Source organism: Streptomyces sp. NPDC026575, assembly GCF_055567415.1.
The window spans coordinates 1-21,273 of the sequence record NZ_JBVHQM010000042.1 but is presented as its reverse complement, the minus strand read 5'-3'; the positions used below and the strand labels follow the sequence as shown (position 1 = coordinate 21,273).

21 protein-coding genes are annotated in these 21,273 nt (G+C 71.1%); 6 read left to right on the top strand and 15 right to left on the bottom strand.

Annotation, left to right across the window (positions count from 1 at the left end):
• Nucleotides 1-34: 34 nt before the first annotated feature.
• From ACZ4NB_RS36205 to ACZ4NB_RS36195, 3 genes are all read right to left on the bottom strand, one after another.
• Entirely contained in the window at nucleotides 35-1,606 is a 1,572-nt protein-coding gene (locus ACZ4NB_RS36205; RefSeq protein ID WP_467667292.1) for a CocE/NonD family hydrolase, read from the bottom strand.
• A gap of 209 nt (nucleotides 1,607-1,815) precedes the next feature.
• A complete protein-coding gene (hemB, locus tag ACZ4NB_RS36200; RefSeq protein ID WP_467667291.1) occupies nucleotides 1,816-2,805 on the bottom strand; it encodes a porphobilinogen synthase in 990 nt (329 codons plus the stop codon).
• A 99-nt stretch (nucleotides 2,806-2,904) separates the two neighbouring features.
• Nucleotides 2,905-3,363: an ATP-binding protein gene (locus ACZ4NB_RS36195; RefSeq protein ID WP_467667290.1), complete on the bottom strand. Its 459-nt coding sequence runs from the start codon at nucleotides 3,361-3,363 to the stop codon at nucleotides 2,905-2,907.
• Between the two features lie 180 nt (nucleotides 3,364-3,543).
• Between ACZ4NB_RS36195 and ACZ4NB_RS36190 the strand changes: the two genes are divergently transcribed.
• Nucleotides 3,544-4,356: a helix-turn-helix domain-containing protein gene (locus tag ACZ4NB_RS36190; protein ID WP_467667289.1), complete on the top strand. Its 813-nt coding sequence runs from the start codon at nucleotides 3,544-3,546 to the stop codon at nucleotides 4,354-4,356.
• Nucleotides 4,353-4,613 carry a DUF397 domain-containing protein gene (locus ACZ4NB_RS36185; RefSeq protein WP_467667288.1) on the top strand — a complete coding sequence of 87 codons (261 nt, stop codon included), beginning with the start codon at nucleotides 4,353-4,355 and terminating at the stop codon, nucleotides 4,611-4,613. The genes ACZ4NB_RS36190 and ACZ4NB_RS36185 overlap by 4 nt, the downstream gene beginning before the upstream one ends.
• A gap of 56 nt (nucleotides 4,614-4,669) precedes the next feature.
• On the opposite strand, the gene ACZ4NB_RS36180 is transcribed toward ACZ4NB_RS36185, so the two are convergent.
• From ACZ4NB_RS36180 to ACZ4NB_RS36165, 4 genes are read right to left on the bottom strand one after another with little or no spacing between them, the layout of a single operon-like run.
• Nucleotides 4,670-6,328, bottom strand: coding sequence for a bifunctional uroporphyrinogen-III C-methyltransferase/uroporphyrinogen-III synthase (locus ACZ4NB_RS36180; RefSeq protein WP_467667287.1), 1,659 nt, complete (start codon nucleotides 6,326-6,328; stop codon nucleotides 4,670-4,672).
• Nucleotides 6,325-7,353 (bottom strand): hydroxymethylbilane synthase, encoded by a 1,029-nt coding sequence (hemC, locus tag ACZ4NB_RS36175; RefSeq protein ID WP_467667286.1) that lies wholly within the window; start codon nucleotides 7,351-7,353, stop codon nucleotides 6,325-6,327. Before hemC ends, ACZ4NB_RS36180 begins: the two co-directional genes overlap by 4 nt.
• Nucleotides 7,350-8,717, bottom strand: coding sequence for a glutamyl-tRNA reductase (locus tag ACZ4NB_RS36170; protein ID WP_467667285.1), 1,368 nt, complete (start codon nucleotides 8,715-8,717; stop codon nucleotides 7,350-7,352). The genes hemC and ACZ4NB_RS36170 overlap by 4 nt, the downstream gene beginning before the upstream one ends.
• Nucleotides 8,714-9,508 (bottom strand): redox-sensing transcriptional repressor Rex, encoded by a 795-nt coding sequence (locus ACZ4NB_RS36165; RefSeq protein WP_467667284.1) that lies wholly within the window; start codon nucleotides 9,506-9,508, stop codon nucleotides 8,714-8,716. Before ACZ4NB_RS36165 ends, ACZ4NB_RS36170 begins: the two co-directional genes overlap by 4 nt.
• A gap of 334 nt (nucleotides 9,509-9,842) precedes the next feature.
• On the opposite strand from ACZ4NB_RS36165, the gene ACZ4NB_RS36160 reads away from it, so the two are divergent.
• From ACZ4NB_RS36160 to ACZ4NB_RS36145, 4 genes are all read left to right on the top strand, one after another.
• Complete coding sequence (locus ACZ4NB_RS36160) at nucleotides 9,843-10,121, top strand: glutaredoxin family protein (RefSeq protein ID WP_128509773.1); 279 nt, start codon at nucleotides 9,843-9,845, stop codon at nucleotides 10,119-10,121.
• 277 nt (nucleotides 10,122-10,398) lie between these two features.
• Entirely contained in the window at nucleotides 10,399-11,280 is an 882-nt protein-coding gene (locus ACZ4NB_RS36155) for an HAD family hydrolase (protein ID WP_467667320.1), read from the top strand.
• Between the two features lie 330 nt (nucleotides 11,281-11,610).
• Nucleotides 11,611-12,399: an ECF subfamily RNA polymerase sigma factor, BldN family gene (locus ACZ4NB_RS36150; protein WP_467667283.1), complete on the top strand. Its 789-nt coding sequence runs from the start codon at nucleotides 11,611-11,613 to the stop codon at nucleotides 12,397-12,399.
• A 294-nt stretch (nucleotides 12,400-12,693) separates the two neighbouring features.
• Entirely contained in the window at nucleotides 12,694-13,899 is a 1,206-nt protein-coding gene (locus ACZ4NB_RS36145) for a DUF5667 domain-containing protein (protein WP_467667282.1), read from the top strand.
• Nucleotides 13,900-13,935: 36 nt separating this feature from the next.
• Here the strand turns inward: ACZ4NB_RS36145 and ACZ4NB_RS36140 are convergent, their stop codons facing one another.
• The 8 genes from ACZ4NB_RS36140 to ACZ4NB_RS36105 all read right to left on the bottom strand — a co-directional run bounded on the left by ACZ4NB_RS36140 (nucleotide 13,936) and on the right by ACZ4NB_RS36105 (nucleotide 21,127).
• On the bottom strand, nucleotides 13,936-14,928 hold the full coding sequence (locus tag ACZ4NB_RS36140) for a lysophospholipid acyltransferase family protein (RefSeq protein WP_467667281.1): 993 nt from the start codon (nucleotides 14,926-14,928) through the stop codon (nucleotides 13,936-13,938).
• Nucleotides 14,929-14,942: 14 nt separating this feature from the next.
• On the bottom strand, nucleotides 14,943-15,992 hold the full coding sequence (locus tag ACZ4NB_RS36135) for an NAD-dependent epimerase/dehydratase family protein (protein ID WP_467667280.1): 1,050 nt from the start codon (nucleotides 15,990-15,992) through the stop codon (nucleotides 14,943-14,945).
• A gap of 198 nt (nucleotides 15,993-16,190) precedes the next feature.
• Nucleotides 16,191-16,289 (bottom strand): 30S ribosomal protein bS22, encoded by a 99-nt coding sequence (locus tag ACZ4NB_RS36130; protein WP_003948845.1) that lies wholly within the window; start codon nucleotides 16,287-16,289, stop codon nucleotides 16,191-16,193.
• A 120-nt stretch (nucleotides 16,290-16,409) separates the two neighbouring features.
• The gene (locus tag ACZ4NB_RS36125) at nucleotides 16,410-16,619 is read right to left on the bottom strand and encodes a helix-turn-helix domain-containing protein (RefSeq protein WP_014144137.1); all 210 of its coding nucleotides are present in this window, start codon (nucleotides 16,617-16,619) and stop codon (nucleotides 16,410-16,412) included.
• A gap of 128 nt (nucleotides 16,620-16,747) precedes the next feature.
• Nucleotides 16,748-17,563, bottom strand: a complete 816-nt coding sequence (locus tag ACZ4NB_RS36120; RefSeq protein WP_467667279.1) for a phosphatase — start codon at nucleotides 17,561-17,563, stop codon at nucleotides 16,748-16,750.
• A gap of 380 nt (nucleotides 17,564-17,943) precedes the next feature.
• Nucleotides 17,944-19,119: an acetoin utilization protein AcuC gene (locus ACZ4NB_RS36115; RefSeq protein WP_467667278.1), complete on the bottom strand. Its 1,176-nt coding sequence runs from the start codon at nucleotides 19,117-19,119 to the stop codon at nucleotides 17,944-17,946.
• The gene (locus tag ACZ4NB_RS36110) at nucleotides 19,088-20,350 is read right to left on the bottom strand and encodes an MFS transporter (RefSeq protein WP_467667277.1); all 1,263 of its coding nucleotides are present in this window, start codon (nucleotides 20,348-20,350) and stop codon (nucleotides 19,088-19,090) included. Before ACZ4NB_RS36110 ends, ACZ4NB_RS36115 begins: the two co-directional genes overlap by 32 nt.
• A 126-nt stretch (nucleotides 20,351-20,476) precedes the next feature.
• The gene (locus tag ACZ4NB_RS36105) at nucleotides 20,477-21,127 is read right to left on the bottom strand and encodes an HAD family hydrolase (RefSeq protein WP_467667276.1); all 651 of its coding nucleotides are present in this window, start codon (nucleotides 21,125-21,127) and stop codon (nucleotides 20,477-20,479) included.
• Between the last annotated feature and the right edge of the window lie 146 nt (nucleotides 21,128-21,273).

Here is a 21,273-nt window from a genome sequence, read left to right as displayed (position 1 = left end):
TCGACCGGTCGCCACCGTCAGCCGGTCGGCACCGTCAGCCGGTCGGCACGTCCAGATAGGACGGCGCGGCCTTGGACGAGGAGAAGGTGAGCCTGCCGCCCGCGCCGTTCGCATCGCCGTAGAGCGGGTCCTTGGTGTCGACGACCAGCATCAGCCGGTGGCCCTGCGGAACGTCGTACGCGGCGGCCTGCAGGGCGATGTCGGCGGTGACGGGCCGGCCCGCCCGGCCCTCCGGCGCGGTGAACGGCGCATGGGTGATGATGTGCGCCTTGCCGTCGGCGTCGACGTCGAAGAGGTGGGCGATGATCGTCGACCGGGCCGTGGTGGGCGTGTAGGTCAGCCGCAGCTTGGGGGCGCCGCGCAGCCGGGTGGTGGCCTCCACGGGCGCGCCGGTCCACACGGCCGCGTTCTCACGGGAGATGGAGTCGGTCCGGTAGGTCTTGGGCAGGCCCGCCATCTCCGCGTAGCCGGCCGCGAAGACGATCTTGCCCGCGACGCTCGCGGTGGTGTCCTTGCCGGAGGTGATGGGCATCTGCCAGCCGGTGGACGGCGCGGCGCGCAGCACGCCGTCGGTGCGTTCGCGCCCGGGTGCGGCCAGGTTGAGGCGCTGGGTGCCCTCGGTGAACGCGCCCCAGGTGGGCCGGGTTTCGCGCAGCCACGGCCAGTACTTCCACATCACCTGGCTGTTGACCTGGCCCTCGGTGTCGATGCCGTTGCGCTCGCCCTTGAGGAAGCGGTCGAACCAGCGCTTGGCGTCGTTGGTGACGTGGTTGGGCAGGCCGCCCAGCCCGGTCATCTCCGGACCGGCGTGGTCCCCGACGGACAGATCGATCCGCTTGGGCCCGGTCAGGGCGTTGAACGTCTTCAGCGACTGGTTGGAGGGGAACAGCGTCTCGTGCCACGCCTGGGCGTAAAGGACCGGCACTTTGCGCTTGTTGAGCTGCTTGAGGTACGTCTGCGGGGAGCGCTGCTTCGCCCAGGCCAGCGCCTGCGGGATGTTGCGGTTGGCGAGGAGGTCCGCGAATTCCTGGCGGGTGCTCGCGCTGAGCCGCGCGTTGCCCGCGACGAGCCGCAGGGCCCGTACGGAGCCCAGATGCCGGGTGCGGTTCTCGTAGAACGACTCGCCCAGGTCGCCCCAGGTGCTCAGCGCGGCGACCGCGTCCACCCGGGAGTCGTGGGCGGCGATCAGCTGGCTCAGGCCGGAGCCGTACGACAGCCCGGCGAAGCCGACCTTGGTGGTCCGGCCCGGGGCGTGCGCGATGAGGTAGTCCAGCGCCTTGGAGCCGTCCTGGACGTCCAGCGGGCCGCCCGCGTCGACCTCGCCCTCGGAGGAGCCGAAGCCGCGCGCGGAGTAGGCCAGGACGTTGTAGCCGGACAGCGCGTACTTCGTCGCCATGACCGCGTAGGTGTGCCAGCCGAACTGCGTCCAGGGGGACGGCAGGACGATGGCGGGGCGGGGCGCGCCGTCCGGGTGGATCCAGGCGGCGCCGTCCAGCTTGTCGCCGTTGACGCCGGGGATCTTCACCAGCTGGAAGGGCGCCGCGGCCGAGGCCGGGGCGGCCGGAGCCGACGGCCGGGCCTCGGCGGCGACGGCGGGAGTGGCCATGGAAAGGGCAAGCGCGGTGGCCGGGACCACCGCGCATCTGACCAAGCGGGAACGTAACACGTCCGAAGTGCTCTTCTCTTCAGGGGAATTGAGGCGCAGAACCGCTGCGCATGATCATGAATGCGCGCGCCTCGACTCCCCCAAACGGCACCGCCGGGCGAGATGGATCACAGCCGGTGGATCCCGGCCGGTGGATCCCGGCCGGTGGCTCACAGCCCCCGCGCGACCTCCGTCGCCCAGTAGGTCAGGATCATGTTCGCCCCGGCCCGCTTGATGCCGGTCAGCGTCTCCAGGATGGCCTTGTCCCGGTCGATCCAGCCCTTCTCGGCGGCCGCCTCGACCATCGCGTACTCACCCGAGATCTGATACGCCGCCACCGGCACGTCCACCGCTTCCGCGATCTTCGCCAGCACGTCCAGGTACGGCAGCGCCGGCTTGACCATGACCATGTCGGCGCCCTCGTCGAGGTCGAGCGCCAGCTCGCGCAGCGACTCGCGGAGGTTGGCCGGGTCCTGCTGGTAGGTCTTGCGGTCGCCCTTCAGCGACGAGCCCACGGCCTCGCGGAAGGGGCCGTAGAACGCCGACGAGTACTTCGCGGTGTAGGCGAGGATCGAGACGTCCTCGTGGCCGGTCTGGTCCAGCGCGTCGCGGATGACGCCGACCTGGCCGTCCATCATGCCGCTGGGCCCGACGGTGTGCACCCCGGCGTCGGCCTGGACCTGCGCCATCTCGGCGTACCGCTCCAGCGTCGCGTCGTTGTCGACCCGGCCCTGGTCGTCCAGCACACCGCAGTGGCCGTGGTCGGTGTACTCGTCCAGGCACAGGTCCGACATGATCACGAGGTCGTCGCCCACCTCGGCCCGCACGTCCTGGATGGCCAGCTGCAGGATGCCGTCGGGGTCCGTACCGGCCGTCCCCGCGGCGTCCTTCTTCTCGTCGAGCGGCACGCCGAAGAGCATGATCCCCGAGACACCGGCCGCGGCCGCCTCGACCGCGGCCTTGCGCAGCGTGTCGCGGGTGTGCTGGACGACGCCCGGCATGGCACTGATCGGCACCGGTTCGCTGACGCCCTCCCGCACGAACGCCGGGAGGATCAGATCGGAGGGGTGCAGGCGGTACTCCGCGACCATCCGTCGCATGGCCGGGGTGGTACGCAGCCGCCGCGGCCGCGCCCCCGGAAAGCTTCCGTACTTCGTCATACCGCCCACGCTACGCCCGCCCCGCACCCATCCATGCCGACGCCGCGTCGGCCGTACGGGCCGCGGAAACGGCGCCCGTGGTGCGGCAACGCCCCGCACTCAGCGGCCGGGCCCGAGATCGAGTTCGGCCCACACCGTCTTCGACGGCACCGGCCCCTCCACCACACCCCAGCGGTCCGCCAACCCCTCGACGAGCAGCAGCCCGTAACCGGACTCGGCCAGCACGCCACGGACGACGGGCCTGCGGATCGGGAGCCGCTCCCTGCGGGTGTCGGTCACCTCGATACGCAGCGTGCCGGGCGGGGTGAGGACGAGCGCGAGGCGGAAGCTCCGCCCCGGGACGCGCCCGTGCCGCACGGCGTTCGCGGCCAGCTCGGCGACGACGAGCCGGGCCGGGTCGTACGGCATCCCCCACGAGCGCAGCTGCTCGGTGGCCAGAAGCCGGGCCAGCCGGGCACCACGGCGGGTGGCGGACAGCGGTACGCAGAACCGCAGCGGCGGACCGCAGGGCGCGGGGAGGCAAACGGAACTGCTGGTTCGGGTGATGTGTCGGTTCACGTCACACAGCGTGGTCGCGCGTATCTAGCCTGAGAAGGGTCGGCGCCCGTGCCGACGGTGACCGTCCGCCTGCGCTCCGGCCCTGTCCGGGACGTACGGGGTGACGGCGTACGGGCGCCCGGAGTTGGACACGGACGGCTCGGCGGAGGGGCGGCAGACGTGGGTGACTGGGACACCGGGATGGACGACGACGAGGCCGGCGCGGTGATGCGGGCCGTGGCTCGGCAGGTGAAGCTGTGGCGGGAGGCGGCCGGCCTGACCCAGACGGAGTTCGGCGCGGCCATCGGCTACGGCGAGGAGCTGGTCTCCTCCGTGGAACGGGGCCGCCGCATCCCCCGCCCGGAGTTCCTGGACCGGGCGGACGAGGTCCTGGGCGCGGGCGGCAAGATCGCGGCGCTGAAGGCGGATGTGGCGGAGATCCGGTACCCGAAGAAGGTACGCAACGTAAAGAAGCTGGAAGCCGAGGCGGTGGAGATCTGCTCCTACAACAACTCGGTCATCGACGGCCTGTTGCAGACAGAGGAGTACGCGCGTGCGGTGTTCGGCGCCCGACGGCCGCCGTTCACCGAGGAAGAGCTGGAACAACGTGTCGCCGCACGCCTGGCTCGGCAAAGGGTCATCGACCCCGCAACAGCACGGCCGGTTTTCAGCTTTGTTCAGTGCGAGGCGACGCTACGCCGCCTCATCGGGGGCAAGATGACGATGCGGCGACAACTCGAACGTCTGTTGGAGGTGGGCCGGTTGAGGAACATCGACCTTCAAGTCCTGCCTCTCGCCCGGGAGGAGAACTCGGGCCTCGGAGGGCCGTTCCGGTTGCTCAACCTCAGGGACGGAAAGACGGTCGGGCTGAACGAAGTGCAGCTCACCAACCGCGTGATCACGGACCCAAGAGAGACCACCGTCCTCGACATGCGCTATGGGATCATCCGGGCGCAGGCTCTCACCCCCCGGGAGTCGCTGGCCTTCATCGACAAAGTGCTGGGAGAGACATGACCCTCAAGCCCTCTGGCGGAGCCGGTTCCGGTCTGGAGTGGATAAAGAGCAGCTACAGCACGGACGACGGCCCTTCCTGCGTCGAAGTCGCGTGGACCAAGAGCAGCTACAGCACAGACGAAGGCCCCGACTGCGTCGAAGTCGCCACCTGCCCGGACACCATCCACATCCGCGACTCCAAGAACCCCGACGGCCCCCGGCTCACCTTCGCCCCGGCTGCCTGGGCCGACTTCCTGCCGTACGCCGCCAGGAAGTAACGCAGAAGGGCGCCCCCAAGACGAGGGCGCCCTTCCTGCTTCGTTCCCGCTACCGCTCAGCTACGGGCCCGCCGGCGCGAGCCCGGTCGCCGCTCGCTGGGGCGGGTGACCGGGTCACCGGCGTCGATCGCTGCGTCGCGCCGTGCCGCGCCGAAGTCCGCGAGGGCCTCGGCCAGCTTGTGCACCGACGGCTCCGGCGACATGACGTCCACCCGCAGCCCGTGCTCCTCGGCGGTCTTGGCGGTGGCCGGGCCGATGCAGGCGATCACCGTCACGTTGTGCGGCTTGCCGGCGATGCCGACGAGGTTCCGCACCGTCGACGAGGACGTGAACAGCACCGCGTCGAAGCCACCGCCCTTGATCGCCTCCCGGGTCTCGGCCGGCGGCGGCGAGGCGCGCACGGTCCGGTAGGCGGTGACGTCGTCGACCTCCCAGCCCAGCTCGATCAGGCCCGCCACCAGCGTCTCGGTGGCGATGTCGGCGCGCGGCAGGAAGACCCGGTCGATCGGGTCGAAGACCGGGTCGTAGGGCGGCCAGTCCTCCAGCAGCCCGGCGGCGGACTGCTCGCCGCTCGGCACCAGGTCGGGCTTCACACCGAAGGCGACCAGGGCCTTGGCGGTCTGCTCGCCGACCGCGGCGACCTTGATCCCGGCGAAGGCGCGGGCGTCGAGCCCGTACTCCTCGAACTTCTCCCGCACCGCCTTGACGGCGTTGACCGAGGTGAAGGCGATCCACTCGTAGCGGCCGGTGACCAGGCCCTTGACCGCGCGCTCCATCTGCTGCGGGGTGCGCGGCGGTTCGACGGCGATCGTCGGGACCTCATGCGGCACCGCGCCGTACGAGACGAGCTGGTCGGAGAGCGACGCGGCCTGCTCCTTCGTACGCGGCACGAGCACCCGCCAGCCGAAGAGCGGCTTGGACTCGAACCACGAAAGGCGGTCGCGCTGCGCGGCGGCACTGCGCTCACCGACCACGGCTATGACCGGCTGGCCGCCGTCGGCCGAGGGCAGCACCTTGGCGGCCTTGAGCACCTGGGCGATGGACCCGAGGGTGGCGGTCCAGGTGCGTTGGCGGGTGGTGGTGCCGGCGACGGTGACGGTCATCGGGGTGTCCGGCTTGCGGCCCGCGGAGACCAGTTCGCCGGCGGCCGCGGCAACCGTGTCGAGGGAGGTGGAGACCACGGCGGTGGCGTCGCTGGTGCCCAGCTCGGCCCAGCAGCGGTCGTCCGCGCAGCGGGCGTCGACGAAGCGCACGTCGGTGCCCTGCGCGTCGCGCAGCGGCACACCGGCGTACGCGGGCACGCCGACGGCCGCGGCGATGCCGGGCACCACCTCGAAGACGATGCCCTCGGCGGCGCAGGCCAGCATCTCCTCGGCGACGTTGCCGTCCAGGCCGGGGTCACCGGTGACCGCACGCACGACCCGCTTGCCCGCGCGGGCGGCCGTCATGACAAGATTGGCGGTGTCCCGAAGGGCGGAAACGCCGTTCGGGGAGACGGGGCTTGACGCCTCGTCAGCTGCCGCCTGCAGTGGTGTGTCCACGTGTGCACGCGCATGCGCACGCACGACGTCCAGCACCTGCGGGTCGGCGATCAGTACGTCCGCGGAGGCCAGCGCCTCCACGGCACGCAGCGTCAGCAGACCCGGGTCTCCCGGCCCGGCACCCAGGAAGGTGACCTGACCGGAGGCGGAGTGGTTTGGGGCGGTGGGGTTCAAAGTGCTCGCTCCCCCATAAGACCGGCCGCACCCTTCGCGAGCATCTCGGCGGCGAGTTCCCGACCCATGTTCTGCGGGGTCGAGACATCATCGGGAGAGGCGGGTACGTGCCCGGTGGTGGACATCTGCACCAGCGTGCTGCCGTCGGTCGAGCCGACGACACCGCGCAGGTGCAATTCGGTGACAGCCTGCTCGTCGGCCTTGGGGCCTCCCCTGCTCGAACGAAGTCGAGCGCTCGGGGAGAGTTCGGCCAGCGCTCCGACGGGTGCGGAACAGCCGGCCTCCAGGGCGGCGAGCAGGGAACGCTCGGCGGTCACGGCGGCCCGGGTGTCCGGGTCGTCGAGATCGGCGAGCGCGGCGACGAGGTCTGCGTTGGCCGCAGCACACTCGATCGCCAGTGCCCCCTGGCCGGGGGCGGGCAGAACCACGTCGGGCGACAGCAGCTGCGTCGCCTCGTCGATGCGGCCGATCCGGGTGAGTCCGGCGGCGGCCAGTACGACCGCGTCCAGTTCGCCCTTCTCGACGAAACCGATGCGGGTGTCGATGTTCCCGCGTATCGGCACGGTCGTAACGCGCCGGCCCAGCGACCTGGCCCAGGCGTTGAGCTGCGCCATCCGCCGGGGGGAGCCGGTGCCTATGCGGGCGATCCGGTCCGGGTCGGCGGTCAGCTCCTCGAAGGTGAGGCCGTCCCTGGCGATCAGCGCGTCACGGGGGTCCTCCCGTACGGGGATCGCGGCCAGGGCGAGGGTCTCGGGCTGCGTGGTGGGCAGGTCCTTGAGCGAGTGGACGGCGAAGTCGATGTCCCCGGCGAGCAGCGCGTCGCGCAGCGCGGAGACGAAGACGCCGGTGCCGCCGATCTGCGCGAGGTGCTCGCGGGAGGTGTCGCCGTAGGTGGTGATCTCCACCAGCTCGACGGGGCGGCCGGTCAGCTCGCGCACCGCCTCGGCGATCTGTCCGGACTGGGCCAGGGCGAGCTTGCTGCGCCGTGTGCCCAGCCTGAGGGCTCTGTCAGTGCTGTCGTTCATGACCGCTCCCGTGCATCGTGGCTGCCGCCGCGCGTGTCGGCCCGGCTGACGGCGGCAACCGTCTGGGGGTCGAGGTCGAAGAGTTCGCGCAGCGCGTCGGCGTACCCGGCGCCGCCGGGCTCGCTGGCGAGCTGCTTGACCCGCACGGTGGGCGCGTGCAGGAGTTTGTCGACGACCCGGCGCACGGTCTGGGTGATCTCGGCGCGCTGCTTGTCGTCCAGGTCGGGAAGGCGGCCGTCGAGCCGGGCGATCTCACCGGCGACGACGTCCGCGGCCATGGTGCGCAGGGCGACCACGGTCGGGGTGATGTGGGCGGCGCGCTGGGCGGCGCCGAAGGCCGCGACCTCGTCGGAGACGATGCCGCGCACCTTGTCCACGTCGGCCGCCATCGGAGCGTCGGCGGAGGCGTCGGCCAGCGACTCGATGTCGACGAGGTGCGCGCGCTCGATGCGGTGCACCGCGGCGTCTATGTCGCGCGGCATGGCCAGGTCGAGCAGCGCCAGCGGCGCCTCGCGGCCCTCCAGCGCGGCCGCGACCAGTTCGCCGCCGAGGACCAGGCCGGTCGCGCCGGTGCAGGAGACCACGATGTCGGCGACCGCCAGCTCGTGCTCGACACAGCTCATCGCCGCGGCCCGGGCGCGCAGCCCGCTCGCGGCGCCGGGCCCGCCCGGCTCGGTGAGGATCGTCACGAGCCGCTCGGCGCGCGCCACCGTACGGTTGGCGACCGCCAGCTCGCCGATGCCGGCCCGCACCAGGGTGGTGGCGGCCAGCGACGACATCGAACCGGCGCCGATGACCAGCGCCCGCTTGCCGCGCGCCCAGTCCTCGACGTCCTGTCCGGCGGCCAGCTGCTCCAGGCCGAAGGTGACCAGCGACTGGCCGGCCTTGTCGATGCCGGTCTCGCTGTGGGCGCGCTTGCCTACCCGCAGGGCCTGCTGGAACAGGTCGTTCAGCAGCCGCCCGGCGGTGTGCTGCTCCTGGGCGACGGCCAGCGCGTCCTTGATCTGGCCGAGGATCTGGCCCTCGCCGATGACCATCGAGTCCAGGCCGCAGGCCACCGAGAACAGGTGGTGGACGGCGCGGTCCTCGTAGTGGACGTAGAGGTAGGGGGTGAGCTCCTCCAGGGCGGCACCGCCGTGGCGCGCCAGGAGGGTGGACAGCTCGGCGACACCGGCGTGGAACTTGTCCACGTCGGCGTAGACCTCGATGCGGTTGCAGGTGGAGAGCACCGCGGACTCGGTGACCGGCTCGGCCGACACCGCGTCCTGCAGCAGCTTGCCGCGCGCCTCCGGGGCGAGCGCGGCCCGCTCCAGCACGCTCACCGGCGCGCTGCGGTGGCTCAGTCCGACAACGAGGAGGCTCATGCCGGCATCACGGCGGGGACGTCCCCGTCCGGTCCCTTGCGGTCGCCGCTGACGGCAGCGGCGGCGGCGTCGCCGACGGCGGCCACACGGTCGGCCGGGGCCGCGGCGCCGCTCTCGGGGCCGCCCTCCTCGCCCGCCTTGCGCTGCTCGTGGAAGGCGAGGATCTGCAGCTCTATCGACAGGTCGACCTTGCGCACGTCGACCCCGTCGGGGACGGTCAGCACGGTCGGCGCGAAGTTGAGGATCGAGGTGACGCCGGCGGCGACCAGGCGGTCGCAGACCTGCTGGGCGGCCCCGGCCGGCGTGGCGATCACGCCGATCGAGACGCCGTTGCTCTCGATGATGTGCTCCAGCTCGTCGGTGTGCTGGACCGCGATACCGGCGACGGGCTTGCCGGCCATGGCCGGGTCGGCGTCGATCAGCGCGGCGACGCGGAAGCCCCTGGAGGCGAAGCCGCCGTAGTTGGCGAGGGCGGCGCCGAGGTTACCGATACCGACGATCACAACCGGCCAGTCCTGGGTCAGGCCCAGTTCCCGCGAGATCTGGTAGACGAGGTACTCCACGTCGTAGCCGACGCCCCGGGTCCCGTAGGAGCCCAGGTAGGAGAAGTCCTTCCGCAGCTTGGCGGAGTTGACCCCCGCCGCCGCCGCGAGCTCCTCGGAGGAGACCGTGGGCACCGAGCGCTCGGAGAGCGCGGTCAGTGCGCGCAGATACAGCGGAAGCCTGGCGACGGTGGCCTCGGGAATCCCTCGGCTTCGGGTCGCCGGTCGGTGAGTTCGGCCAGTTGCCACGGTGCTCCTGCGGGTAGAGCGGGGCTGCGGGCGCCCGTACGGAACCCGACCGCCCTGTCCACTGCAGGCTATGTCTTTGTGAACGCGTGCACAAAGATGGTGTCCGTTTTGCCCGGCCAAAGTGATGGGGGTCACGCGGCTTTTACGGGCCTTCGCGGAACCAACTCCCACGTCACACCGTTCACTCGCGCCGCTCGTGAAACACGGCAGCACCGACGGGAGCACGGGCCCTCACTCCTCACCGCTATACCCCCACACACCGACAAATCGCCCACCGATGGTAGTCGACCCGCGCCCCCGGGAGCACCGCCCGCGACCCGGCACAATGGGCTCCATGGCCCCTCTGTTCAGCCGCAGCCCCCGCAAGAGCCCCGCCGACCGGATGGTCACCCTCGTCGGCAAGCCGGGCTGCCACCTGTGCGACGACGCGCAGGCGGTGATCGAGCAGGTGTGCGCCGAGACGGGCGCGTCCTGGGAGAAGAAGGACATCACCGAGGACGCCGAGCTGCACCGCAAGTACTGGGAGCAGATTCCGGTCGTCCTGATCGACGGCGCCCAGCACGACTTCTGGCGCGTCGACCCCAAGCGGCTGCGTACGGCCCTGGGCGCCTGAGCCCCCCGGACACCGGCAGGAACGCCCCGCGGATGGCCGTAACGCAACCGTCCGCCGCGCAAGGTCTCGCGGACACGCGCCCGTAACCGGAACCCCCGAACAAACTGGCTACGCTAGCGCCATGTCCCTCCCGTCTCCCGACCAGCACCCCGGCAGGAGTCCCCACGGGACGCCCTCCGGCGCCTCCAGCGCCCGCCGGTCCGGCTGGAGGCCCTCCGGGGCGCTCTTCCCGCTGGGCTGGTTCCCGCGCCGCCGACAGCCCACCACGGCCCGCAGCGTGCTCGCCGGCGAGGCCGCCGCCGAGGCCGCCCGCAAGACCTCACAGGAGGCCGAGGAGGCCCAGGCCGCCGAGGCGACCCCCGCCGAGCCGGAGTTCCCGGTCGTCGGGGACACCGCGGCCGCCGCCTTCTTCGACCTCGACAACACGGTCATGCAGGGCGCCGCGCTCTTCCACTTCGGCCGCGGCCTGTACAAGCGGCACTTCTTCCACAAGCGCGATCTGGCCCGCTTCGCCTGGCAGCAGATCTACTTCCGGCTGGCCGGCTCGGAGAACCCCGAGCACATGGCGGACGTCCGCAACAGCGCGCTGTCCATCGTCCAGGGCCATCGCGTCGCCGAGTTGATGTCCATCGGCGAGGAGATCTACGACGAGTACATGGCCGAGCGCGTCTGGCCCGGCACCCGCGCGCTCGCCCAGGCGCACCTCGACGCCGGCCAGAAGGTCTGGCTGGTGACCGCGGCCCCGGTCGAGACCGCGACGATCATCGCCCGCCGGCTCGGCCTGACCGGCGCGCTGGGCACCGTCGCCGAGTCCGTCGGCGGCGTCTACACGGGCAAGTTGGTCGGCGAGCCGCTGCACGGCCCGGCCAAGGCCGAGGCGGTGCGCGCACTGGCCGCGGCCGAGGGCCTGGACCTGTCGCACTGCGCCGCCTACAGCGACTCCGCCAACGACATCCCGATGCTCTCGCTCGTCGGGCACCCCTACGCCATCAACCCCGACAGCCGGCTGCGCAAGCACGCCCGGGCGCACGGCTGGCGGCTGCGCGACTACCGCACCGGCCGCAAGGCGGCCAGGATCGGCATTCCGGCGGCGGCCGGAGTGGGCGCCCTGGCGGGCGGTGCCGCCGCCGCGGTCGCCCTGCAGCGCCGCCGCCGCTGACCAGGCGTGATCGCCGGGCGGCGGCGGGGACCATCCACCCTCCCTACCCCCTCCGCCGCCCCGTCAGTCCCGTTGCTTGCAGTCAGCCACAACACGCCCTCCAACCAGGCAGATTGCACACCCTTCCGATCAAAAGTTGCTCAGTATTCGATACTTGATCTGCCACCAACCCGGCACGGACCGTAAGTAATCGATGATTTGAGCAACTGGGTGTAGCGCTGCCTGTACGAAGCGTTATTCTCCTCAGACGCAATCCGGAACCCACACGTCCCTACGACGAGTGAACGGTCCCGCACTGCACGTGATGGAAGCTCTGCCTCTGGGAGTCCCGTGTACCCACACGTCGGGGTTGACGCCTCGGGCCTGGCTACGCTGCGTACGACACTCGTCGACCACCTGCGCAGTTTCGTCCCCACCGCGTACGCCGTCCCCGCATTCGCCTCAACCGTCCCCGCCTCCGGACACTGCTACGCCCTGGCCGACGGGAGTGCCGCGGTCAGCAAGCCCACCGCCGGCCGGACCCGCCGCTCGGGCGCCGGCACGACCACCGCCCGACGCCCCGCCGACAGCGACAGCCGTCGCATGATGGACCTCGTCGAACGAGCCCAGGCCGGCGAGGCCGAGGCTTTCGGCCGCCTCTACGACCAGTACGCCGACACGGTCTACCGCTACATCTACTACCGCGTGGGCGGCCGCGCCACGGCCGAGGATCTCACCAGCGAGACCTTCCTGCGCGCCCTGCGCCGCATCGGCACCTTCACCTGGCAGGGCCGCGACTTCGGCGCCTGGCTGGTGACCATCGCCCGCAACCTCGTCGCCGACCACTTCAAGTCCTCGCGCTTCCGCCTGGAAGTGACCACCGGAGAGATGCTCGACGCCAACGAGGTCGAGCGCAGCCCCGAGGACTCGGTCCTCGAATCCCTCTCCAACGCCGCCCTGTTGGAGGCGGTACGCAAGCTCAACCCCCAACAGCAGGAATGCGTCACGCTGCGCTTTCTGCAGGGCCTCTCGGTCGCCGAGACCGCCCGCGTCATGGGCAAGAACGAGGGCGCGATCAAGACCCTCCAGTACCGCGCCGTACGCACCCTGGCGCGCCTCCTGCCCGAAGACGCCCGCTGACCCGACCCACCCCCGCCCCACCCCCCCGTACGCCCCTCTTCCGACCGCCCGCACGCCGCTCTTCGCTCACGTTTGGTGACCGGCCATGACCGGTCGGTCAGATCATCGTGAGTGCGTAACCCGAGTGCCGAGCCGCTCGTTGTGCGGGATGCAGGCTCCATGCGGTCACGCCATGCCCGCTGCCTCTCACTCGATCGAGTGGCCGTGGACAATCGGCGTGCAACCGTCCGGTCCGTCTGGATAGTCAAAGCCAGTCCGGGGAGTCGAGCGGGATGACGAGAGGAGGTGCCGCCCGTGATCGCGAATGTCTCGGTGCACCGGCGGGCCAACGCCTTCGCCCAGGCCCTGGAGGACCAGGTCCTCAAGGGTGCGGCGGCCGAGGACCAGGTCGATAATCCGGCGCAGGCGCCGGGCGAAGCACGGCTGTTGGCGGTCGCCGACGGCCTCGGGAAGCTCCCGAGGCCGGAGATGGCCACCGAGGTCAAGACTGTCCAGCGCGCACAGCTCCTGGCCGCGATGGAGGCCGCCTTCGCCGAAGGCGCTCCGTCCGACGGGGTCGGGGCACCCGAGCAGCGTGAACACAGGGGCGCGCACCGCGCCAAGAAATCGATCGGCCGGCTACGGCCGCGCTCCCGCCTCTCCAAGGGGCTGGCCGCGGGCGGTCTGACGGTCGGCGTCGCGGCCGGAGCCTTCAGCGGCGTCGCCGCCGCCAGCTCCGACGCCCTCCCGGGCGACTCCCTGTACGGCCTCAAGCGCGGCATGGAGGACCTCAAGCTCGGCATGGCCGACGACGACTCCGACCGCGGTCGGCTCTATCTGGACCAGGCATCCACCCGCATGATGGAGGCCCGCCGACTGATGGAGCGGGGCCGGGTCGCCCATCTCGACCACGAGTCGCTCGGCGAGGTCCGCAAGGCGCTCTCCGGCGTCAAGCACGATGCCGGCGAGGGGCACCGCCTGCTGCACCAGGCGTATGAGCGCGATGGCTCGCTCGGCCCCATCCAGGCGCTGAACTCCTTCACCAAGTCCCATCGCGGCACGTGGTCGCAGCTGCGCGACCGGCTCCCGCTGCAGCTCATGGACGTCCGCGACGAGGTCAGTTCGGTCTTCGACGCCATAGACCAAGAGGTCGGTCCGCTGCGTTCGCTGCTGCCCCCCGCCCCGGACGGCAAGAACCACCCGCACGACCCGCCGGCCTCCGCGGGCGCCGACTCCGGCCACGACGGCCGCCCGGCACCGTCCGGCAGCCGGGCCCGCTCCGGCGAGCACGCGGGAGGCTCGCACGCCCCGCGCCCGTCGTCCTCACCGTCCCAGGAAAGCGGTCTGCTCGGCGGCGGTACGGGCGGACTGCTCGACCCGCCGGCCAAGGGCAGCAGCCCGTCGCCGCACGACGGCGGCAAGGGCCACGTCGCCGACAGCCGGCCCGACGTCACCCTTCCGCCGCTGCTCCCGGGGCTGCTCCCCCGTCTGGGCATCGACGGCGAGGACCTCTCGAAGTAGCTCGGGCGGCCCGGCGCGGCGGCGCTCGGTGTTCTCTCAGAAGAACACCGAGCGCCGCTGCACGAGCAGCTTGTACAGGGTGTGCTGAATCGTTTCCCGCACCTGGTCGGTCAGGTTGAACATCAGCATCGGATCGTCCGCCGCCTCCGGCGGATAGCCGTCCGTCGAGATCGGCTCGCCGAACTGGATCGTCCACTTCGTCGGGAGCGGCACCGCGCCCAGCGGCCCCAGCCAGGGGAACGTCGGCGTGATCGGGAAGTACGGCAGCCCCAGCACCCGCGCCAGCGTCCTGGCGTTCCCGATCATCGGGTAGATCTCCTCCGCGCCCACGATCGAGCACGGCACGATCGGCACCCCGGCTTTCAGCGCCGTCGACACGAAGCCGCCCCGCCCGAAGCGCTGCAGCTTGTAGCGGTCCGCGAAGGGCTTGCCGATGCCCTTGAAGCCCTCCGGCATCACCCCCACGATCTCGCCGCGCTCCAGCAGCCGCTCTGCGTCCTCGGCGCAGGCCAAGGTGTGCCCCGCCTTGCGCGCCAGCTCGTTTATCACCGGCAGGACGAACACCAAGTCGGCCGCCAGCAGCCGCAGATGGCGCTGCGCGGGGTGGTTGTCGTGCACCGCGACCTGGAGCATCAGCCCGTCCAGCGGCAGCGTCCCGGAGTGGTTGGCGACGATCAGCGCCCCGCCGTCGGAGGGGATGTTCTCGACGCCCTTGACCTCGACCCGGAAGTACTTCTCGTAGAACGGCCGCAGCAGCGACATCAGGACCTGGTCGGTCAGCTCTTCGTCGTAGCCGAAGTCGTCGACCTCGTAGTCGCCGGTGATCCGGCGGCGCAGGAAGGCCAGCCCGCCCGCGATCCGCTCCTCCAGGGTCCGCGGGCTCGGCGGCGGGGGCGCCGCCGGCGGGTGCTCGGTCCGCGCTTCCGGGACGGGCGCCAGCGCCGATCCGCGCCCCGCGCGACCGGCCCGCCGGGCCTTTCTGCGCGCCCGAGGCTCCTCGCCGAAGGGAATGACCTTGGCGTCCGCCATCGTGGGTGAACTCCTCACTGGGTCGGGCCGCTGGGTGCGGGCAGCAGGCCGGCGAGCCGGTCGACGGTACGGGCGAGGGACTCGGGCGGCAGCAGCCCGGGTCCGCGGCTGCGGGCGAATTCCGCGAAGGCCCCCGCCGTCGTGTACTTCGGGTGGAAGCCCAGTGTCTCGCGCATCTGCGTCGTCTCGACGACCCTGCCGTGCGTGAGCAGCCGGATCTGTTCCGGCGAGAAGTCCGTGATGCCGATGGACCGCAGCGCCGTACCGGCCCAGGTCACGGTCGGCAGGAACAGCGGCAGAGTGGGCCGCCCCAGCCGCCGGGAGGTCTGCGACAGCAGCAGGACGCCGTCGCCGGCGATGTTGAAGGTGCCGCTGTTGAGGGTGCCGCGGCGGGGCGCGGCGGCGGCGTTCCGCAGCACCTCGATGGCGTCGTCCTCGTGGACGAACTGCAGCCGCGGGTCGTAGCCGAGGACGGTGGGCAGCACGGGCAGCGAGAAGTACTCGGCGAGCGGGGAGTCCGCGCACGGCCCGAGGATGTTGGCGAAGCGCAGTACGCACACCGCCACATCGGGCCGGCGCCGCGCGAAGCCGCGTACGTACCCCTCGACCTCGACGACGTCCTTGGCGAAGCCACCGCTCGGCAGCGACTTCGGCGTGGTGGTCTCGGTGAAGACGGCGGGGTCGCGGGACGCGGAGCCGTAGACGCTGGTGCTGGACTTGATGACCAGCCGCTGCACGTTCGGGGCCTTCTGGCAGGCGCCGAGCAGCTGCATCGTCCCGATGACGTTGGTCTCCTTCACCGAGGAGCGGCCGCCGCGCTTGCCCAACGGCGTGCCGTTGATGTCCATGTGGACGACGGTGTCGACACCCGTCTCGGCCAGGACCCTGGCGATCGCCGGATGCCGGATGTCGGCCTTGAGGAATTCCGCGCCCCCCAGATGGTGCTCCGGTGGCACGGCGTCGACCCCGATCACCCGGTCGACGTCGGGATCTCGCTGGATCCGGCGGACGAACCGGCCGCCCAGCTGCCGTGCGACTCCCGTGACGAGCACGACCTTGCCCAAGATCAGCCCTTCCTTCCCGCCGCGACTTCCCCTGGCCCAGCTGTGCCGACCACGCTAGCCGGTCGGTGTTGCGCTGTGATGACCGCGGGATGCCCGCGGCGACATTTCCGTCCGACCACCGTCCATACGGCCCACAAACACCGCAGCCCCCCGTCGCACACAGGCGATGGGGGGCTGCGAAATCGCGATCAGCGCCGCTTACTTCTTGTTACGACGCTGAACACGGGTGCGCTTGAGCAGCTTGCGGTGCTTCTTCTTGGCCATCCGCTTGCGCCGCTTCTTGATAACAGAGCCCACGACTACCCTCGCTCACTTCGAATCACTCGGTGCGGGGCGTCCGAGCCCACACTACCTACATCGGGCCAGCCTACCCGGCGCCGGGCGAACGGCGTAATCCGAGGGTCGGCGAGGGACCCGTCAGGCTGATTCCACCCCCACATAGGACTCACGGAGATAGTCGTGAACGGCCTGCTCCGGAACCCGGAAAGACCTCCCCACGCGGATAGCGGGCAGATGACCGCTGTGCACCAGGCGGTACACGGTCATCTTGGACACTCGCATCACCGTGGCGACTTCCGCCACTGTCAGGAACACGACCTCGTTCAGAGGCCTCTGGTCTGCAGCCATGCCACACCTGCACCTTCCGCATAAGACGGTCACCGGCTTCCCCTCCGGTGACTCTTCGTCGCTATGCGCTCACTCCCCAGATTAGGGGCGGGTGATGCGAGTGGGGAAGAGGAGCAGCGAACTGCCGCCTAACGTGACAGATACGCCCGATTGAGTACATAACGGATCAGCGGTCGGTAGGACGCCGTCCGGGCGGCGTCGTCGACAGGCACCACCTCGGCCACCCGTCCCTCCGCCTGCCCGACGAACAGCGCCGGGTCGTCCGTATCGGCCAGCCCGATCGCCTCGATGCCCAGTTGACCTGCCCCGCAGACCCAGCCGTGGTCCCCGATCACCAGCCCCGGCAGCGGCCCTCCGGCGGCCGCCGCGGCCCCCAATGCGGTCCGTACGGGGAGCGGCGAATGGGTGTGTACGCCCCCCACCCCGGGCGCGCCCCGCACGCCGGTTTCTCGCATCAGCGCGACTCCCCGTACGTAGTCCAGGACGCGGGTGCGTACGCCGAACCGGGTCGCTATGTCGACACGGGAGCCATACGCCGGGGTGAGTACGGGGCAGCCCGCCGCCGAGAGGGCGTCTGCCAGGGCGGCGTAGAACTCCAGCAGCCGGTGCGGATGGCCGGTGCCGAGCAGCACCGGTGCCCGACGGCCGGCAGCCGCGCCAATGCGGTCGGCGAAGCGGTCGAGAGCCGCGATCGTACGGTCCGGGTCGATCACATCCGGTCCGGACGTGTGCGCGGGGTCGACCTCAACCCCGCACTTCTGCCCCATCAGTCGCAGTACTTCACCAAGCGGCCAGTCCCGTTCGGGATCCAGCCCCAGCAGCACCCGCGGATCCCGCGCCGCGAAGAGCCGGTATCGCCCAAGGCTCTTCTCCCGCATGGTCGCGATCGTCCCCGCGAGCCGCGCCTCGACCAGATGCGCCCGCAGTTCCCCGGTGCCCAACACGGGCCCCATGCTGTCCCGTTGGCCGCCCTACGGTTGCCCCAACCGACGGGTAATCACACCTCCGAGGCAACGGATGCGCCGGCACGGCTGATGGACCGGCCAACCGGACGGCTTGAACCAGCCACCTCCTCGGGCACACGCGTTGCCACAAACCCGGGCCTTGACCGGCCATCTTCCCGGGCGCACGCGCTGCCGCAAACCTCGGCCCTGGCCAGCCGTCTCCTCAGGCACCCGCTCTGACGAGCCGTCTGCTCAAGCGCGCACCTTGCCCGGCCCCCTGCCCCGACCGCGGACCGAACCCGGGAATACCCCCCGAACCCCCCACGTTGTGGCCCCGCAGGGGGCGCTCGCATCCCCTACGGGATCTGTTCGCCCCACCCCTAAGGCAGCAACCCGTGCGCCGGAAACACCGCCCGGCGTGTCGCCAGCACCGCCTGGTCCAGCCGGTCGGCCGGGTCGTAGCCGTCGTCGACGAAGTTCCGCCAGCTCGGCGTACGCCCGTCCGTCATCCGCTGCGGCGCCAACTGCCGTGTCCGGCGGAACACTTCGTGCCGCCATGCTTCCGGCACCATCGAGCCCGGGTCGATCGGCCGGCCCGCCGCGATCGCCGTCAGATGCGTCCAGCTGCGCGGCACCACGTCCACCACCGCATAGCCCCCGCCACCGAGCGCGACCCACCGCCCGTCCGCGAGCTCATGCGCCAGCTCATGGCACGCCTCGGCCACCATCCGCTGCGCGTCCAGGCTCACCGCGAGATGCGCCAGCGGATCCTCGAAGTGGGTGTCCGCACCGTGCTGCGTCACGATCACCTGCGGCCGGAAGGCCCGCAGCAGCTCCGGCACCACCGCGTGAAAGGCCCGCAGCCAGCCCGCGTCCCCGGTCCCGGCCGGCAGCGCCACATTGGCCGCGCTGCCCTCCGCGCCCTCCCCGCCGGTCTCCTCCGCCCAGCCGGTCTGCGGGAAGAGCGTCCGCGGATGCTCGTGCAGCGAGATCGTCAGTACCCGCGGGTCCTCCCAGAACGCCGCCTGCACCCCGTCGCCGTGGTGCACATCCACATCCACGTACGCGACCCGCTCGGCGCCCAGCTCCAGCAACCGGGCGATCGCCAGCGACGCGTCGTTGTAGATGCAGAAGCCGGACGCGCCGCCCGGCATGGCGTGGTGCAGCCCGCCGGCGAAGTTCACCGCATGCGCCGCGCCACCGCGCCAGACGGCCTCCGCCGCGCCGACCGACTGCCCGGCGATCAGCGCCGACGCCTCGTGCATCCCCGCGAACGCCGGATCATCGGCCGTGCCCAGCCCGTACGACGGGTCCGCGGCCGCAGGGTCGGCCGAGGCCCGGCGGACGGCCGCGATGTAGTCCTCACGATGCACCAGTCGCAGGGTGGAGTCCCCGGCCGGCTTGGCCGCGACCACCTCCAGCGGCCCCCGGTCGAGCTCGTACGCCTCCACCAAACGCATGGTCAGCGCGAGCCGGACCGGGTCCATCGGATGCCCGGACCCGAAGTCGTAGCCCGTTACTGCCTCATCCCACATCAGCTGTGCGCGGCCGCTCATGGCCGTCACCGTATCGGGCCTCCGGCCCCCCGAACGAGCGGGCATACACGAGCGTCACCAGCACCAGTGCCATCGGAACGAGCATCGCCCCCCGATAGCTCCAGGCATCGCCGAGCGCACCCACCAGCGGAGAACCGATCAAGAACCCGACATAGTTGAAAATGTTCAGCCGCGCGACGGCCCTATCCGAAGCTCCGGCGCCCTGCTTCTCAAAGGCGTACCGCCCCGCCGCCGCAAAGGTCTGCGGCACGATCACACACAGCCCGAGCCCCAGCAGCGTGAACCCCGCCATCCCGGCCCAGGCCCCCGGCGCGGCCGCGACCACCACGAAGCCACCCGCCGCGAGCACCGTCCCGCACCGCACCACCGCGACCGCCCCGAAGCGCCGCACTCCCAGGTCGCCCACCGCCCTCCCGAGCAGCGTGGTGACCATATAGACGTTGTACGGAACGGTGGCGAGCTGCTCCGAGCTCCCCAGGACGTCCTGCAGATACTTCGCGCTCCAGTTGGAGACGGTCGAGTCCCCGATGTATGCGAACGCCATCACCAGACACAGCGGCAGCAGCAGCCTCATGGCGACAGGAGCACCGGCCTCCTCCGTCGCCCTGGGGTCCTGCCCCTGCGCCTGGTGACCCCGTGGCCGGTCAACGAACCACCGGCCCGCGACGAGCGCGATCGGCACCAGGACGGCCACCACCGGCCCGTACAGCAGCGCCAGGGAGAGCTTCCAGTGCGCTCCGGCCCAGGCCAGCGACGCACCCACGATGCCGCCCAGGCTGTACGCGGCGTGGAAGCCGAGCATGATGCTGCGCCCGTAGGCCCGCTGCAGACTCACCCCGAGCATGTTCATCGAGGCGTCCAACGCCCCCACCGCCAGCCCGAAGACCGCCAGCGCCACCGCCGCCTGCGCCATCGAGTGGACCGCCCCGGCGGCCAGCAGCGCCAGGCACACCACCGGCTGCACCAGCCGCAACACCCGGCTCGGCCGTACCCGCTTCACCAGCTGTTCGGTGACGACGCTGCCCACTCCCGCGAGGACCGGCACGGCGGCCAGGAAGGCGGGCAGCAGACCGTCCGAGATCCCGTAGCGGTCCTGGATCGCGGGTATTCGGGTCACGAGGAGGGCGAAGACCGCGCCCTGGACGAGGAAGCTGACGGCGAGCGAGGCCCGGCCGCGCCGGAGCTGCACTCCTGGTGCCAGAAGGTCCGTTGGTGCCGGAGGGGCCGTCATGGCCGCTCAGCCTAGAACTCGCCCCTACCGCTGGGTAGATGCCGCACACCGTCAATTCCGACGTATGCCCGACAGGTGATCCCGAGTCACTGACGCCACCCATGCCCCCACTGCCACGCAGCCCCGCTACTGCAGCAGCTCCGGCACCTCCGCCATATGGCCGAACAGCCCGGTCGCCCCGGCCGCCGTCAGCTTCTCCACCGGCGTCATCCCGGTGAACCCATAGACGTCCATTCCCGCCGCGACCGCCGCCTGTACCCCCAGCGGACTGTCCTCGATCACGACACACCGCTCCGGGGCCACTCCCATCTCCCGTGCCGCGTGCAGAAAGAGGTCCGGAGCCGGCTTCCCCCGCCCCACATCCTGTGAGGAGAAGACACGCCCGGGCTCGAACCACCGGTCCAGGCCGGTCTTCCGGTGCCCCCTCCGGATCCGCTCATGGCTTCCCGAAGAACCGACGCAGTACGGCACACCGTCCGCGGTCAGCTTCTCCAACGTCTCCATCGCACCGGGCACCGGCTGCAACTCACGCTCGAACGCCGCGAAAACCCGGCTGTGGAAGACCTCGTCGAAATCCTCCGGCAGACGCCGCCCGGTGCGTTCCCTGATGAGCTCGTGGATCCGGTGCATCGCCGAACCCATGTAGTCGCGTATCGACTCCTCGTACGACGTGGGGTGGCCGAGTTCGGTGAGATAGCCGGCCAGGATGGTGTTGGAGATGGGCTCGCTGTCGACGAGCACACCATCGTTGTCAAAGATGACCAGGTCATAGCGCATGCCCCGAACTCTATGTGTGGCTCGCCGGCCCGGAACGCAAAATAGCCTCGCTCCCCGAGTCGAAACTCGGGGAACGAGGCTATTCATCAAAATTAGTTCGGCGGCGTCCTACTCTCCCACAGGGTCCCCCCTGCAGTACCATCGGC

Coding starts and splice junctions, on each gene's coding strand:
- ACZ4NB_RS36205 (WP_467667292.1), bottom strand. CDS start 1,606: ATGGCCACTCCCGCCGTCGCCGCCGAGGCCCGGCCGTCGGCTCCGGCC.
- hemB (WP_467667291.1), bottom strand. CDS start 2,805: ATGACGAAGTACGGAAGCTTTCCGGGGGCGCGGCCGCGGCGGCTGCGT.
- ACZ4NB_RS36190 (WP_467667289.1), top strand. CDS start 3,544: ATGGACGACGACGAGGCCGGCGCGGTGATGCGGGCCGTGGCTCGGCAG.
- ACZ4NB_RS36185 (WP_467667288.1), top strand. CDS start 4,353: ATGACCCTCAAGCCCTCTGGCGGAGCCGGTTCCGGTCTGGAGTGGATA.
- hemC (WP_467667286.1), bottom strand. CDS start 7,353: ATGAACGACAGCACTGACAGAGCCCTCAGGCTGGGCACACGGCGCAGC.
- ACZ4NB_RS36170 (WP_467667285.1), bottom strand. CDS start 8,717: ATGAGCCTCCTCGTTGTCGGACTGAGCCACCGCAGCGCGCCGGTGAGC.
- ACZ4NB_RS36160 (WP_128509773.1), top strand. CDS start 9,843: ATGGCCCCTCTGTTCAGCCGCAGCCCCCGCAAGAGCCCCGCCGACCGG.
- ACZ4NB_RS36140 (WP_467667281.1), bottom strand. CDS start 14,928: ATGGCGGACGCCAAGGTCATTCCCTTCGGCGAGGAGCCTCGGGCGCGC.
- ACZ4NB_RS36125 (WP_014144137.1), bottom strand. CDS start 16,619: ATGGCTGCAGACCAGAGGCCTCTGAACGAGGTCGTGTTCCTGACAGTG.
- ACZ4NB_RS36115 (WP_467667278.1), bottom strand. CDS start 19,119: ATGAGCGGCCGCGCACAGCTGATGTGGGATGAGGCAGTAACGGGCTAC.
- ACZ4NB_RS36110 (WP_467667277.1), bottom strand. CDS start 20,350: ATGACGGCCCCTCCGGCACCAACGGACCTTCTGGCACCAGGAGTGCAG.
- ACZ4NB_RS36105 (WP_467667276.1), bottom strand. CDS start 21,127: ATGCGCTATGACCTGGTCATCTTTGACAACGATGGTGTGCTCGTCGAC.